The sequence below is a fragment of the Litorisediminicola beolgyonensis genome (genome assembly GCF_042679605.1).
Taxonomy (GTDB): Bacteria; Pseudomonadota; Alphaproteobacteria; order Rhodobacterales; family Rhodobacteraceae; genus Litorisediminicola; species Litorisediminicola beolgyonensis.
Genome location: NZ_JBHTMU010000005.1, coordinates 51,505 through 65,658 on the forward strand (window position 1 = coordinate 51,505; position 14,154 = coordinate 65,658).

12 protein-coding genes are annotated in these 14,154 nt (G+C 66.6%); 6 read left to right on the forward strand and 6 right to left on the reverse strand.

From position 1 onward, the window contains the following. The first annotated feature begins 344 nt into the window (after positions 1–344). Both ACFQ4E_RS04250 and ACFQ4E_RS04255 read left to right on the forward strand, forming a co-directional pair. Entirely contained in the window at positions 345–1,073 is a 729-nt protein-coding gene (locus ACFQ4E_RS04250; RefSeq protein ID WP_386801694.1) for a helix-turn-helix transcriptional regulator, read from the forward strand. A gap of 78 nt (positions 1,074–1,151) precedes the next feature. Next, the gene (locus tag ACFQ4E_RS04255) at positions 1,152–1,790 is read left to right on the forward strand and encodes an acyl-homoserine-lactone synthase (RefSeq protein ID WP_386801695.1); all 639 of its coding nucleotides are present in this window, start codon (positions 1,152–1,154) and stop codon (positions 1,788–1,790) included. Positions 1,791–1,794: 4 nt separating this feature from the next. Here the strand turns inward: ACFQ4E_RS04255 and ACFQ4E_RS04260 are convergent, their stop codons facing one another. Then, positions 1,795–2,301 (reverse strand): flavin reductase family protein, encoded by a 507-nt coding sequence (locus tag ACFQ4E_RS04260; protein WP_386801696.1) that lies wholly within the window; start codon positions 2,299–2,301, stop codon positions 1,795–1,797. Between the two features lie 290 nt (positions 2,302–2,591). Between ACFQ4E_RS04260 and ACFQ4E_RS04265 the strand changes: the two genes are divergently transcribed. From ACFQ4E_RS04265 to ACFQ4E_RS04280, 4 genes are all read left to right on the forward strand, one after another. Further along, positions 2,592–4,910, forward strand: a complete 2,319-nt coding sequence (locus ACFQ4E_RS04265; RefSeq protein WP_386801697.1) for an Ig-like domain-containing protein — start codon at positions 2,592–2,594, stop codon at positions 4,908–4,910. A 68-nt stretch (positions 4,911–4,978) separates the two neighbouring features. Next, positions 4,979–6,328, forward strand: a complete 1,350-nt coding sequence (locus ACFQ4E_RS04270) for a TolC family protein (protein ID WP_386801698.1) — start codon at positions 4,979–4,981, stop codon at positions 6,326–6,328. Beyond that, positions 6,325–8,502 carry an ATP-binding cassette domain-containing protein gene (locus tag ACFQ4E_RS04275; protein ID WP_386801699.1) on the forward strand — a complete coding sequence of 726 codons (2,178 nt, stop codon included), beginning with the start codon at positions 6,325–6,327 and terminating at the stop codon, positions 8,500–8,502. The genes ACFQ4E_RS04270 and ACFQ4E_RS04275 overlap by 4 nt, the downstream gene beginning before the upstream one ends. A 3-nt stretch (positions 8,503–8,505) precedes the next feature. Further along, positions 8,506–9,687, forward strand: a complete 1,182-nt coding sequence (locus tag ACFQ4E_RS04280) for an HlyD family efflux transporter periplasmic adaptor subunit (RefSeq protein WP_386801700.1) — start codon at positions 8,506–8,508, stop codon at positions 9,685–9,687. 51 nt (positions 9,688–9,738) lie between these two features. Here ACFQ4E_RS04280 and dtd read toward each other — a convergent pair whose 3' ends face one another. From dtd to ACFQ4E_RS04305, 5 genes are all read right to left on the reverse strand, one after another. Next, a complete protein-coding gene (gene dtd, locus ACFQ4E_RS04285) occupies positions 9,739–10,182 on the reverse strand; it encodes a D-aminoacyl-tRNA deacylase (protein WP_386801701.1) in 444 nt (147 codons plus the stop codon). Next, complete coding sequence (locus tag ACFQ4E_RS04290; protein ID WP_386801702.1) at positions 10,179–11,081, reverse strand: carbohydrate kinase family protein; 903 nt, start codon at positions 11,079–11,081, stop codon at positions 10,179–10,181. Before ACFQ4E_RS04290 ends, dtd begins: the two co-directional genes overlap by 4 nt. 254 nt (positions 11,082–11,335) lie before the next feature. Continuing rightward, complete coding sequence (locus ACFQ4E_RS04295; RefSeq protein ID WP_386801703.1) at positions 11,336–12,442, reverse strand: TFIIB-type zinc finger domain-containing protein; 1,107 nt, start codon at positions 12,440–12,442, stop codon at positions 11,336–11,338. A gap of 47 nt (positions 12,443–12,489) precedes the next feature. After that, complete coding sequence (locus ACFQ4E_RS04300) at positions 12,490–12,972, reverse strand: cytochrome b (RefSeq protein ID WP_386801704.1); 483 nt, start codon at positions 12,970–12,972, stop codon at positions 12,490–12,492. 49 nt (positions 12,973–13,021) lie between these two features. Then, a complete protein-coding gene (locus ACFQ4E_RS04305) occupies positions 13,022–14,131 on the reverse strand; it encodes an SPFH domain-containing protein (RefSeq protein WP_386801705.1) in 1,110 nt (369 codons plus the stop codon). Positions 14,132–14,154: the final 23 nt, after the last annotated feature.

The window sequence follows — 14,154 nt, forward strand, 5'->3', positions numbered from 1 at the left end:
TCGCGCCTGATGACCCGCCGCGTCCAACGACGCGGCGGGTTTTTGCCGTCCGGTGTGGGCGCCTCCAAAGAGATCAGTGTGCTACCCGGGCCGTCCCTCGCAGTTTGTGGGGAGTTGAAATCCGTGAATGGAAGGTGCCCGATCTGTCGTGTTATAGTTGAGTTAATGGATCGTTAACCATTTAGAGGAGAAACTCCCCGTGGGACATGACTGGATCATCGACGTCATTTCGGACCTGAAAACCTTCGCTCATGCGAATGAGCTCGAGGTGCTTGCACGGCAGCTGGAAGAGACCCGGCTTGTCGCGCATGCCGAGATTGCGTCGGCCATGAGGGGAGCGGGACATGGGCGCGTTGGGGATAACGCCTTTACTCGACGACACGCTGGGGCGGCTGGAATGCGCTGACCGGCCACAGGATCTGCAGGACGCGATCGAGGCGCTGAGGGATCTCTACCGCGTCGATCATATCGTCTATCACTGGGTCAATTCGAACGGGGATCAATTCGGCTGCGGCACCTACGACGCAAAGTGGGTGTCGCGCTACCTGGAGCAGGGTTACCTGCGGATCGATCCGGTCGTGCAAGGGTGCTACCAGCGGTTTCATCCCGTGGACTGGAAGCGTCTCGACTGGACGGGCAGGGCGCAGCGGCAGTTCCAGAAGGACGCGATCGCCCACGGAGTCGGCAACCAGGGCTTCTCGATCCCGATCCGCGGCCCGAACGGACAATTCGCGCTCTTCACCGTGAGCCACAACTGCACCGGCGCGGAGTGGGAGGATTTCACCGGGACCAATCGCCGCGATCTCATTCTCCTTGCGCATTTCTTCAACCAGAAGGCGCTGGAGATGGAACCGGGGCGGCAGCCCGAGGCCGCGCAGCCGCTCAGCCCGCGCGAGATCGAGGCGATGACGCTTCTTGCCGTCGGCTACAGCCGGGCCCAGGTGGCGGACACGCTCTCGATCTCGGAGCACACGCTGCGGGTCTATGTCGAAAGCGCCCGCTACAAGCTCGGCGCGATGAACACGACCCACGCGGTCGCCCGTGCTCTCCAGCGCGGTCTTATCGTCGTGTGACCGGTAAGAGCGCGGCGTCAATCCGGTCTTAATTCTGGTCTGTGCAGGATCGTTCCCGTCATCAGCAGGGAGCACGCCATGATCCGTTACGTCTACGCCGCCGATCTCGACCGGTTTCCGCGCCTCCGGGACACCATGTTCCGCGATCGGGCCGATCAGTTCCACACCCGGCTCGGATGGGAGGTCGCGGTCGACGGGAATGGCGAAGAGCGGGACGAGTATGACGCGCTGAACCCGCTCTACGTGATCTGGGAACGGCCCGATGGCAGCCATGGCGGCTCGATGCGGCTTCTGCCGACCACGGGGCGGACCATGGTTAACGATCATTTCGGGGATCTCACCGGCGGCGTCCTGATCGAGAGCCCGCTGATCTGGGAATGCACGCGGTTCTGCCTGGCGCGCGAGACCTGCGCGGGCACGGCGGCGGCACTCATGCTGGCGGGCGGCGAGGTCATGCAGGGGTTTGGCGTGAAACACTATGTCGGTGTGTTCGATGCGCGGATGGTGCGGATCTACAGCCGCATCGGGGCGTCTCCGGATGTGCTCGGCAGCACCGGCGAGGGCCGCGCGCGCATCTCCGTGGGTCTCTGGGAGTTCAGCGCCGAGGCGCGGGCGCGGGTCGCGGCCAGTGCGGGGCTCTCGCCTGCGGTCTCACGGTCGTGGTTCGAAGCGGCCTTCGGGCGCACGGCCGAGCGGGTCGAGCGTCAGGCGGCGTGATCGGTCAGTCCTCGGCAGAGAAGGCCCCATAGGCGCCGCCGAAAAACAGCAGCGGGGCGCCCGGCCGTGTCGTGACGCGGGTGACCCGCCCGACGACGATGACATGATCGCCGCCCTCATGCTCGGCGACCTTGTCACATTCGAACCGCGCCAGGCAGTTCTCCAGCAGCGGCACGCCACCCGCGCTTTCGCGCCATGCGAAGCGTCCGAAGGAGTCTCCGTTCCGGGCGAAGGCGCGGCACAGCTCGGCCTGCTCGGCCCCGAGCACGTGGATCGCGTAGCGGTCCGCAGCGGCGAAGAAGGGAAAGCGCGCCGATCCCTTTGCCGGGGACCAGAGCACCAGCGGCGGATCGAGGGAGACGCTGGCGAAGCTGTTCGCCGTGATCCCGAGAGGGCCGTCCTCGGTCTGGCAGGTCACCACCGTCACGCCCGTCGCGAACCGTCCGAGCGCGGCGCGCAGAGGGCGATCGTCGCAGCTCGCGGGCTCGAAACTCTGGCTCGATGCGGTCATTCCGTCTCCTGCTGTCGCGGGCGTCCTGTCCGCGTCTTCGGTCCCGGCCCCTCTGCCAGATAGGACGGCGTCGCGCAATTTTCCATAAAAGGTGGCGTGACCGGCACCCGTCGCGGCACCGATGTCATTGATTTCGATGTCTCAAAGACACACCGCATGCGGGGCAGGGGGATTTTCTCACGGCGCTGGAAATTTTTCTTTTGGCGAATGAGGCGAAACTCTGTAACCCAGATGGCAATAAGTGGGCGGTCGCAAAAAAGACCGCTGTTTGAGGCAGAGCGGTGAAAAGTATGAGCACGATCGATTTCGTGACTCGCACCCCCATGGGTGCGGTCCAGCGTGGCAAGATCTCCGAAACCGGTGAGACTTTCGCGATCACGGCCCAACCGGGCAGTGAGATTTCCGTCCATTTGAATGCGTCCGACGTGCGCGGCTATGACCGCGTCGGGAACGACCTGCAGATGACGCTGGCCGATGGCCGGGTCGTCGTCCTGGACGGATACTTCGCCCCGGGCGCCGAGCAGCGCCTGTTCCTGAGCGCCAGCGGGCAGCTCAGCGAAGTGATGCTGGTCGACGGGGGCGGCGGCGTTCTCCTGGCGAGCTACGCCCCGGCGGAAGCCTGGGGCAAGTGGACCCCGTCGGAGAGCCTGATCTTCCTCGACGAGCCGCAGGTGGTTGCGGCGACCTATCTCGACGGCGACGCGGCCTCTGAAGAGGATGTCAGCATGCTGGCGACCGGCCTTCTGGGCGGCTCGGGCCTGCTCACGACGCTCGGCGCAGGCGGCGCGGCCGTCGGCGGCGCGGCGCTTCTTGGCTCGGCCGGCGGCGACGGCGATGGCGGCGGCAGCAATTCCAGCGGCAACGGCGGGGACGAGCGCGTCGATCCGACTGTCAACAATGCCGATGGCGGCATCTCGCTCAACGGCGAGGATGACGAGTTCATCGCGATCACCGGCACTGCCGAGGGCGGCTCGGAAGTGGTCGTCACCATCGGCGACGAGCAGGTGACCGTGATCGCCAAGGATGACGACACCTGGGAGGCGGTTTTCGACGGCGAGAACTTCCCCGAGGACGGCACCTACGAGGTCGACGTCGTCGTCAACGAGGATGATGGCACCACCTCGCAGCTCGACGGCCCGACCATCGAGATCGACACCATCGCACCGGAGCTCACGATCCTCTCCGGCACCGGTGGCACCGGCGGGCTGCTGAACCTCGCGGGCTACGAGGGCGGCCAGATCCTGACCGGCACCACCGAGCCCGGCGCGACCGTGACCATCACCATCGACGGCGCAAGCTACACCGCGACCGTGTCCGAGACCGGCAGCTGGCAGTTCCTGGCGACCACCTCGATCCTCGAGATGGGCACGTATACCCGCGAAATATCCGTCATATCGACCGACGCGTTCGGCAATGCGACCGTGATCGGCGACACCATCGTCGTCGACACCGATCCGCATCCGCTGACCATCGACCCGGTGACGAGCGACAATATCGTCAACGCCGCCGAAGCCGGGGCCGGGATCCTCGTGACCGGCAGCTCGACGCCGGGCGCGGTAATCTCGTTCAGCTATGGCGCCTTCACCACGCAGGTGGTGACCGGCGCGGGTGGAAGCTGGTCAGTGACGGTGCCCTCCTCGGTCTTCGAGGCCGGGGAATACGGCGCGACGCTGGCGGTCTCGACCGTCGACGGCGCGGGGAACGCATCGTCTGCCCAGACCGCCTTTGACGTCGACACCATCGTTCGCAACTTCCAGATGCTCGGAACGCCCGGCGGCGCCGACGGCGTGGTGAACTTCGCCGAAGCGGCGGAAGGCCTCATCCTCACCGGAACGGTCGAGCCCGGCTCGACGGTGATGGTCACCCTGGCGGGCGTCAGCCATGCCGCGACCGTGTCCGCTTCGGGCAGCTGGTCGGTGAGCTTCGCCGCCTCCGAGCTTCCGGCAGGCGAGACCTCGGCCACGCTGACGGCGGTCGCCACCGACCGCGCCGGCAACAGCGCCACGCTCAGCCAATCGATCACCTTTGACACCATCGCGCCCGACGCGCCGGTGATCGAGAGCTATACCCGCGATCACACCGGCCTGCGCGGCATCTCGATCGAGAGCACCGAGGCCGAGGTCGCGCTCGGCCATGTCGAGGCCGACGGATCGGTGAGCGAGGTGGACTTCTCCTCGGCCGATCTGGTCGCGCTCGGCGAAACCGCCCTGGGCTTCACCGAGGTCGTGCCGGACGGCTCGCATCTCGTCGTGACCACGACGGACGCGGCGGGCAACACCGCGGGCACCTACCTCGTGGTTGACGACACGACGACCTCGGAAGTGGCGATGACGGATGCGCTGGCGCAGACGCTGTCGGAGTACGAGATCGGTGTGATCGACCTCCAGTTCGCCGAGGAAAGCCAGCTCACCATCACCGAGGCGCAGATCAAGGCGCTTGCGGCGGATGGCGACGAGCTGACGGTGATCGGCGGGGCCGACGACGTGGTGACCATCTCCGGCGCCGAGGCAACCGGCACCGAGACCGTGAACGGCGAGACCTTCAACACCTTCGCCTTCGGCGACGCGGTTCTGAAGATCGACGACGACATCACCCAGGTGGTGATCTGATCGCAGCGTGCGCCGGGTCTCCCGGCGCGCGGCCGCCCTTCGGGGCACAGCGATTGCGGAGGCGACGGATGGCATGTGCAAGACGGCATAACGGCGTTGCGGCATTGACCGCGACGCTGGCGCTGTCGGGCTGCCTGGGCTCGGTGAGCCCGGAGGCGGCGACGCGCTTCGGGCAATCTCCGCTTGCCGAATCTCCCGCCGCGGCATCGACCCCGGCCGACCTCTCCACCGACGCGCAAACGCCTGAGCCGCAATCGACCGAGTATCGCTCGCCCCTGATCTCGGATCTCGTCGCGCGCCGGAGCGTGCTGGTGCCCGGCTCGTCTTATGCCGAGGTCGCGGCGTCGGTCATGGCGGCGGATGCGCGGGTGGCCGAGGCCGAGCTGCGCGCGGCCGAGCTGCGTCGCAAGGCGGCCGACAAGAACTGGCTGCCGACGATCGGTCCGCGGATCACGCTGACCGGTCTCGGCGACGTGGTCAGCGATCTCGTGTTGAACCAGGTGCTGTTCGATCACGGCCGCAAGGAAGCCGAGCGCGAGCGCGCCCGGGGCGAGGTCGAGCTCGCCGCCGTCGACTTGGTGGAAGACGGCAACGATCGCGTCCACGACGCGCTGACCCTCTATCTCGACCGCGAGGAAGGTCGCGAGGCCAGCGCGCATTTCGACCGGGCGCTGGGTGACATGAGCCGCTTCGAGCATGTCATGCTGCGTCGTGTCGAGGGCGGCGTGTCCGATCCTTCCGACCTTAATATCCTGCGCCAGAAGCTCGCCGATATCCGCGCCAATCGCGATCGTGCGAAAGAGCGCGCGCTCTCGGCGGAGGCCGAGTTGGCCGCGATGTCGGCGCGCCCGCTCTCCGACCTTCACGGCATCGGATCGGTGGCGCCGTCCTCGCCGGTGGACCCGCTGGCCGTGCGTCGCGCCGAGGCCGAGCGTGACATCGCGGTGGCGCAGGTGCGGATCGACCGCGCCGCCCATCTGCCCGGACTTTCGGCAAGCGCCGCGTTTGATGGCCGCGAGACGCAATCGGCGCTGGGCGTCGAGGCCGAGACCGGGTTCGGCTTCGGGACGCCGGCTTCGCTCGAGGCGCTGGAAGCGCGCAAGGAGGCCGCGGTCAAGCGCGTCGCGGAAGCGCGCGAGGACGCCAATCGCAGGCTCGCATCCTTGGAGCGGGACCGCAGCGCCTTGAAGCGCCAGGGGGAGGAGGCCGAGGGGCTGACCCGCGCGGCGAAGGCCAATCTCGACCAGTTTCAGAAGCAGTACGATTACGGTCAGCGGCGCGTGATGGATGTCGTCGGTGTATACGAGACATATGCATCGGCGCTCGAATCCGCGATTGACCTGAAATATCGGTTGGCGCGCACCGATATCGCGATCGCCCACATGCGCGGTCAGCTGGTGGATGGGGGCGCGCTGTGATCGCTCTCGCTCAGACCGCAGGCCGCAGCATTCTCGGGGCGATCTTGGGGAAGGGCGGTGCGGATGATGGCGGGCAGATTGCCCTAGCGGATGCGGACGCATGCGCCGAAGCGATCCGGCGACTTGCCCGTCGCAGAGGCCTCGAGCCGGTTCTGAGCGATATTCGAGACGCGGTTGGACGCGAGCGCAGTGCCGCCGACGCCGCGCTTGCCGGTGCCCGCGCTGCGGGACTAATTGCGACGAAACACAGGGCGGCTCCTGGTGACGTTGAACTCCCGGCGCTTGCGGTTCTGAAGTCTGGCGAAATCACTCTGGTTCTTGGGGTCGAAGGCGATGAGATCATCGCTGTCGACCCGCAGACTGCAGGCGAGCCTACGTCAATCGAACGCGAGGTATTTCTAGAGTATTTCTCCGGCCTCTGGGTTCAGGGTGAGCCGCCCATCGCAAACATCGCGGAAAAGCTGACATCGTCGGCCCGGGACGCTCACTGGTTCTGGGGCCTCTTCGCCCGCTTCAGAAAGCCGCTCTCCGAAGTCGCTATCGGCTCCTTTGTTGCAAATATACTGGCAGTATCCACAGCTCTTTTCGCGCTTCAGGTCTATGATCGCGTCATCCCGCATCAATCCGAGGCAACCCTCTGGGTTCTGGCTGCCGGAGCCATGGCGGCGCTGATCTTCGAGGGCGCGCTCAAGCTGGCGCGGGGGCGGCTGCTGGACGGGACGGGGCGGCAACTGGAGGCCGCGGCCCAGCGTCACCTCATGGCGCGCCTCGCGGGTATGCGGTCCGACATCGCGGCCAAATCTCCGGCGCGCCTCTTTGCCGCGATGCGGGATTTCGGCTCCGTGAGAGAGTTCTTCACCGCCTCGACCGTCGGGGCGCTGGCGGACCTGCCGTTCCTCGCCATCTTCCTTGTCCTCATCGCGGTGATCGCTGGGCCCGTGGTCTGGCTCGTGCTGGCCGGAGCCGCGCTGATGATCCTGCCGGGCCTTCTGATGCAGCGCCGCATGGTCCGGATGACCGAGGATATGCAGGGCGCCTCGGTCCGGCAATCGCGGCTCCTGCAGGAGGTGGTCGGCGATCTCGACACGCTCAAGACCCAGCGCGGCGAAGCGCGAATGGAGCGTCTCTGGGCCGAGCTGACCGCCGTCCAGGCGCTGAAAAGCTCCGACCAGCGACGGCTTGCCGCGGCGCTCACCGTCTGGGCGCAGGGTGTGCAGCAGGCGACCTATATCGGGGCCGTGATCGCCGGGACCTATCTTGTCTTTTCGGGCAGTTTCACGGTGGGCGCGATCATCGCGACGGGCATCTTGACCTCGCGCACCTTGGCTCCGCTCACGCAACTGACCGGCATCCTGGCACGCTGGTCCAATGTGAAAACCGCGCTCGATGCGCTGGACGAGATCGCGGACGCGCCGCAGGATCGCGATGCCGCGCGCACCTATCTGCGCCGCCCGAACCTTGACGGCCGGTTCGAGTTGCGCGGCGTGACGTTCCGCTATCGCGAGGGCGCTCCGGCGCTCGATCTGACGGCCCTGGCCATTCCTGCCGGGCAGCGCGTCGCGGTTCTGGGCGCCAACGGCTCCGGCAAATCCACCTTCCTCAAGGTGCTCTCGGGGCTTTATCCGCAAGAGAGCGGGCGGCTGTTGCTCGACGGTGTCGAGATGGCGCAGATCGATCCGCGCGACCTGCGGCGCGGGATCGGGTATCTCGGCCAAGATGTGCGGCTCTTCTCCGGCAGTCTGCGCGAGAACCTGACGCTTGCGAACCCCGATACGGACGACGCGCGTCTCTACGAAGCGCTTGATTTCGCAGGACTCGGCCAGTTCGTGAAAGCCCATCCGGAAGGTCTGGACCTTGTCATCGGCGACGGTGGCGCGGGCTTGTCCGTCGGGCAGCGGCAGTCGGTCGGCTGGGCGCGTCTCTGGCTGCAGGACCCCGCGGTATGTCTGCTCGACGAGCCGACCGCGGCGCTCGACCAGACGCTGGAGAAGACCTTGGTGTCGCGTCTCGAGACCTGGCTCGACGGTCGCACGGCAATCATCGCGACCCATCGCGTGCCGATCCTGAGCCTCGTGGAGCGCACCGTCATCCTGTCGGGCGGCAAGCTCGCGGTCGACGGGCCGAAGCGCGAGGTGCTCGACCATCTTGCCCGCGCGGCGAACGGGGAGGGCTGAGGCATGAGCGCGACGCTGACCGATCTCGACCGCCAGCTTGGCGAAACCCTCAAGGGGCCGTCGCGGATGACATGGCTCGTGGCGGGGGCCGTCGCGACCTTTATCGGGTGGTCCGCGGTGGCGAGCCTCGACGAGATCGTGCGGGCCGAAGGCGAGATCGTGTCGTCTTCGCGTCCGCAGATCATCCAGAATCTCGAGGGCGGAATCCTCGAGGAGCTTCTGGTGCGCGAAGGCGACATCGTCGCCGAGGGGCAAATCCTCGCGCGTCTGCACGGCACCCGTTTCAGCTCCGAGGTCGGCGACCTCGGCGATCAGATCACCGCTCTCGAGATTCGCCGTCTGCGGCTCGAGGCAGAACTGGCGGGGATGTCGTCCTTCGACATTCCCGCCTCTTTGTCTGACCGGAACCCGCTGATCGCGGCCTCCGAACGCGCGCTTTTGCTCGCCCGGACCGAGGATTTCGCCGCGCGCGCCAGCGGCGCCCGCGCGGTTCTGGATCAGGCCGAGGCCGAGCGCGAGCTGATGGAAAAGCTCTTCGCCGAAGAGGTCGTCGCGCTGATCGAGGTGACCCGCGCTCGCAAGGCGCATGCCGACGCGCGCCTGCGCTACGAGGAGATCGTGACCCAATCCGAGCTCGATCGCGCGCAGGCCCATGCGGACACGCTGCGCGAACTTGCGACGCTGCGCCAGACGCTCCGCGCCTCCGAGGATCAGTTGGCACGGACGGTTCTGCGTGCCCCGATGCCGGGTGTGGTCAACACGATCTCGGTCACGACCATCGGCGGTGTCGTGCGTCCGGGCGAAGAGCTTCTCCAGATCACGCCGATAGACGACGCGCTCTTTGTCGAGGCGCGTGTACGCCCTGAGGATATTGCGCATATACGCAGCGGGCAGGAGGCGAATATCAAGCTGACCGCGTATGACTACACGATCTTCGGAGCGCTGCCCGGCCGCGTCAGCGTCGTGTCCGCCGATACCACGACCGATCCGGACGACCGCGAGAGCCGCCCGCATTACAAGGTTCTGGTCGAGCTTGAACCGGACGCCCTCGATGGTCGGGCACGCGCGATTTCGCTGCGTCCGGGCATGCAGGCGCAGGCCGAGCTGATGACCGGCGAGAAGACGGTTCTGAGCTATCTCGCCAAACCGCTCTGGAAGAGCCGCGAAGCCCTGCGCGAGCCGTGATCTAACGGGAGCGCGTGAGGGAAATCACGCGGCTCAGATAACGCGTCCGGCTTACGCGTCGCTGTCCATCCAGATGGTCACGGGGCCGTCGTTCACGAGCGACACCTTCATGTCCGCGCCGAACTCTCCCGTCTCGACTGGCAGCCCCAAATCCCTAAGCGCCTCGGCGAAGTGGAGATAGAGCCGCTCGCCCTCGGCTGGCGGCGCGGCGGTCGAAAACCCCGGCCGGTTGCCTCGGCTCGTGTCCGCGGCGAGCGTGAACTGGCTGACGACAAGGACCGAGCCGCCCGCATCTGTCACCGATCTGTTCATCTTGCCCGCCTCGTCGCGGAAGATGCGCAGTTTCGAGATCTTGGTGGCCAATGCGGTCGCTGCCTCGTCACCATCGCCCTGCATGGCACAGACGAGGATCAGAAGGCCGGGGCCGATCTCTCCGATAATCTGGCCGTCGACCGAGACCGACGCCTCGGAGACACGCTGAAGCAGCGCCCTCACAATTCGTGGTCCCAGGGCGGATTTGCGCCCGCCCGGCTGACGGTCACCGCCGCCGCCGCCGCTCCGAGCGAGACAGCGGGACGCAAGTCGTCATGGGACGCGGCGCCGAGCGCATCGCGCGTCAGCAGTTTGTCGCGCCAGAGTCCCGCCAGGAGGCCCGCGTTGAACGTGTCGCCCGCACCTACGGTGTCGATCACGTTCGCGGGCTTGGCCGGCACCCGCATCGTGCCGTCCCGGGTCACCGCGTCGACCCCTTCGGCGCCGCGCGTGACGAGAACAAGTGTTGCGCCCGCGGCGAGGATGTCCTCGGCCGTGGTGCCAAGCCAGTCCATGTCCTCATCCGAGACCTTCACGATATCCGCCCGGGACAGCATCGCCTCGATCCGGGCGCGGTAGCGCGCCTCGTCCCGAATGAAGCCAGGGCGGATATTGGGGTCCATCATGATGACCGCTTGGCCTTGCGCCTTCTCCGATAGCGCTGCGTAGGCATCCGCCGCGGGTTCGGAGACGAGGCTGATCCCGCCGAAAAAGATCGCGTTGAGATCATCGGGCAGGGCCGGGAGGTCGTCCTCGGTCAGCATGCGCCCCGCGGTGTTCTCGTCGTAGAACGCATATTTCGCGTGGCCGTCGGTGAGGGTCACGAAGGCCAAGGTGGTCGGTCGGTCGCTGCGTGCGGCGAGAGAGGCGTCGACATTGGACGCCTCGAGCGCCCGCATGAGCTGTTCGCCGAAGAGATCGTTGGAGATCCCGCAGAAGAACCCCGAGGGCGCACCCAGCCGCCCGAGCGCGATCGCGGTGTTGAACACCGCCCCTCCGGAATAGGGCGCGAAGGCCGGCTCGCCGTCGCGGCTTTCCCGGGGCAGCATGTCGATCAGAGCTTCTCCGCAGCAGAGGATCATCGATGGGTCCTTTCCCAACTGTTTGCGCAAACATGCCTTCAGCGCCGCCCGGGCACAAGGCCGAGTGCGAGTGCGGGATTGGGGAGGGGATCTTCGCAGCTGTTGAGTGGCAGCGCTCGCTGGGTGCCGATCGGGACGGATGAGGCGACGTCATTGCCTGCTTCACCAAGGCGCACGAAAGCTTACCGGGGTGGAGCGACACTCTATCGGTATGGATTACGCCTAAGTTGAGAGGCCCGCGTCGCTCATGTGTCTCACTGCTGAGCCATCACATAGCCGACGGCACCGGCGACAATCAGGCCCAACACAACCGCCACCGCGATCTTCCAGGTCGACCAGGGGCGCTCGCCCTGGACGCGGCCGGTCTGGGCGTTGACGACGATCCGGAAGGTCTGGCCGCGGAACTTGTAGGCGGCGAGCCAGATCGGCAGCAGGATGTGCTTGAAGGTAATGTCCGACATGTCGGTGTCGATCCGGTGGATGCGCTGCTGGTCCCCGCCGATGTCGAATTTCACGTCTCGCGAGATCTGGCGATCCATGGCCTGCTTGGCCTCGACGAAGCCTTGGTCGAGATCGACGGAGTAGGCCTCGGCCCGGAACCCGGCGAGAAATTCGGGGCGGTAGGGCTCGAGAAGGCCGAGGTCCCAGGGCGGCAGCGCGTCGATGAACCGCTTGGGGAGCGAGGTCGAGGCCATGACCAGAACGTCATCGAAAAAGCGCGCGACCCGACCGCTGGCAGGCCGCCAGCGGACCTTGGCGACGCGCTGGGTCGTCATCTTGCCATCGCGCATGACGGGGCGCGTCTCGTAATAGACCGTGCCCCGTTCACCGCGATAGCTTGACCGCGTGTCGGCGTCGAAGGTCCAGTAGGGGACGTAGACGCCCTGCATCCGTCGGCCTTTGCGGGCGTAATCCTGCAGACCGCCGGGCGCGAACCAGAGCTGGCCGAGCCAGGCGCCCATGGCCGAGCGGGCCTCTTCCTCGGTGATCTGGAAGGGCAGGACGCCCTTGGGCTTGATGTGCCGGTTCGTGCCGGTGTCTGCGACCACGGGGGTGGCGCAGAACGGGCATTCGGCGGCGTGCTGGTCTGGGTCGAACTCGACCTGGGCGGCGCAGTTCGGGCAGGTGGTGACGCGCGTGACCTCCATCTCCTGGAGGGGCAGAAGGTCGGCCAGGGCGCGCTCGAAATCGAGCTCGGCGATGCTGCCGCCCCAAGGGCCGCCAGCCGAGATGGGCTCTTCGAAGCCGCAATGATCGCAGACAAGCTTACCGTCGCCGGGCGAGAACCTGAGATCCGAGCCGCATCGCGGGCACGGGAAATGGTGATCGCTCTCGGTCGGAGTTGCCGTGTGATCGGACATGGTAAAGGGTCCTGGGCGAAGCTTGGAGGGGGCGCGAGGTGGAGGGCTTACTCGCCGGGCCGCATCATCCGCAGAAGCGTGCCGTCTTTCCTGACGTAGTGATGGTAGAGCGCGATCACGGCATGTCCGCCCGCCAGCGCGAGGAGGGTGTTTCCGGCAAAGCCGTGGACGAGCCTCGCGACATCCAATCCCGCAAACCACGCGGCGAAGCCACCGAGCGGAACGCCGATCATGAGAGCGTAGAGCGCGACGTGCCCCCAATGCCGCGCCTGGGCATGCGCGACAGGCAGGTCCTCCTGCGGACCGGGCGCGCCCTCGCGGAGGCGCACGACCAGACGGATGCCGACCACGGTCAGAACCGAGAGGCCGAGCGCCACGTGCAGAGGTGTGCCCTGATAGCTCCCCTCGAGTTTCTGCTCGAGAACCCGGTGCATGCCGTCGCTTGTCAGCCAGGCGGCGATCACGAGAAGGGCGGTCAGCCAGTGGAGGCCGATCTGAAGGGCCGAATAGGCAGGGCGTTGCGACGGCATGACGGGTCCTCGTCTTGTCTGGGGCCCCGACACGGCGGAGCTTGGGTCGTCAGGCTCCGGGCGGCGGCGGGGGGAGAACCGTGAAGAGCTGTGCAAGCTCGGTCACATCCTCGGCGCGCATCCAGCCATCCTGACCCGCCGTCCAGACATAGGTGTCGCGCGCCAGATCGCCTTCTTGCGCCATGCGCCCGAGCCGCGCGCGGCTGAACGGGCCCTCGGTCGCGCCGTTGCGCGCGATGTGCCAGACATGCTCGACCGGCGGAGGCGGCGGGGCCGCGCTGGCCGGAGCCGCGCCCCACGGACCCTGCCGGGTCATCTGCGCGCCCATCGCCATGCCGAGACCCGCGCCGATCCCTGCGCCCATGCCGCCACCGGCGCTGCCGGGGTTGGCAGCCGCGGTCGTCATCGCCTCGGCGGTGGAATACTGCTGGTATTTCGACAGATCCCCCGCGATGCCCATCGACGAGCGCTTGTCGAGCGCGGTCTCGACCGCGGGCGGCAGGGAGATGTTCTCGATATAGAGCTCGGGCATGATCAGCCCGTAGGTCAAGAGCGTCTTCGACACCTCGTCGGCGACGAGCTTGCCGAAATCGCGCGTGTTGGCGGCCATGTCGAGCACCGGCACGCCGGAGGAGGCCAGGACGCGGCTGACCTCCTGCACGATGATGTTGCGGATCTGGTAGCTGATCTCGTCGCGGGTGAACTCGCCGTCGGTGCCGACGATCTCGGTCAGGAACCGGCCCGGATCGCTGACCTTGATCGTGTAGGTCCCGAAGGCGCGCAGGCGGATCGGTCCGAACTCGGGATCGCGCAGCATCACCGGGTTCTTGGTGCCCCATTTGAGATCGGTGAAGCGGTTGGTCGAGACGAAGTAGATCTCGCTCTTGAACGGTGATTTGAAGCCGTGATCCCAATGCTGAAGCGTCGTCAGGATCGGCATGTTGTTGGTCTCGAGCATGTAGAGACCGGGGGTGAAGACATCGGCGAGCTGGCCCTCGTGCACGAAGACAGCGGCCTGTCCCTCGCGCACGGTGAGCTTGGCGCCGTACTTGATCTCGTGGCCCTCGCGCTCGAAGCGCCAGACCATCGTGTCGCGGGTGTCATCGGTCCAGTGAATGACGTCGATGAACTGCCCGGAGAGGAAGTCGAAGATGCCCATGAAACGGTCTCCTTGGTTCTGGC

Coding starts and splice junctions, on each gene's coding strand:
- ACFQ4E_RS04270 (WP_386801698.1), top strand. CDS start 4,979: ATGGCATGTGCAAGACGGCATAACGGCGTTGCGGCATTGACCGCGACG.
- ACFQ4E_RS04295 (WP_386801703.1), bottom strand. CDS start 12,442: ATGTCCGATCACACGGCAACTCCGACCGAGAGCGATCACCATTTCCCG.
- ACFQ4E_RS04280 (WP_386801700.1), top strand. CDS start 8,506: ATGAGCGCGACGCTGACCGATCTCGACCGCCAGCTTGGCGAAACCCTC.
- ACFQ4E_RS04260 (WP_386801696.1), bottom strand. CDS start 2,301: ATGACCGCATCGAGCCAGAGTTTCGAGCCCGCGAGCTGCGACGATCGC.
- ACFQ4E_RS04305 (WP_386801705.1), bottom strand. CDS start 14,131: ATGGGCATCTTCGACTTCCTCTCCGGGCAGTTCATCGACGTCATTCAC.
- ACFQ4E_RS04300 (WP_386801704.1), bottom strand. CDS start 12,972: ATGCCGTCGCAACGCCCTGCCTATTCGGCCCTTCAGATCGGCCTCCAC.
- ACFQ4E_RS04250 (WP_386801694.1), top strand. CDS start 345: ATGGGCGCGTTGGGGATAACGCCTTTACTCGACGACACGCTGGGGCGG.
- ACFQ4E_RS04265 (WP_386801697.1), top strand. CDS start 2,592: ATGAGCACGATCGATTTCGTGACTCGCACCCCCATGGGTGCGGTCCAG.
- ACFQ4E_RS04290 (WP_386801702.1), bottom strand. CDS start 11,081: ATGATCCTCTGCTGCGGAGAAGCTCTGATCGACATGCTGCCCCGGGAA.
- ACFQ4E_RS04255 (WP_386801695.1), top strand. CDS start 1,152: ATGATCCGTTACGTCTACGCCGCCGATCTCGACCGGTTTCCGCGCCTC.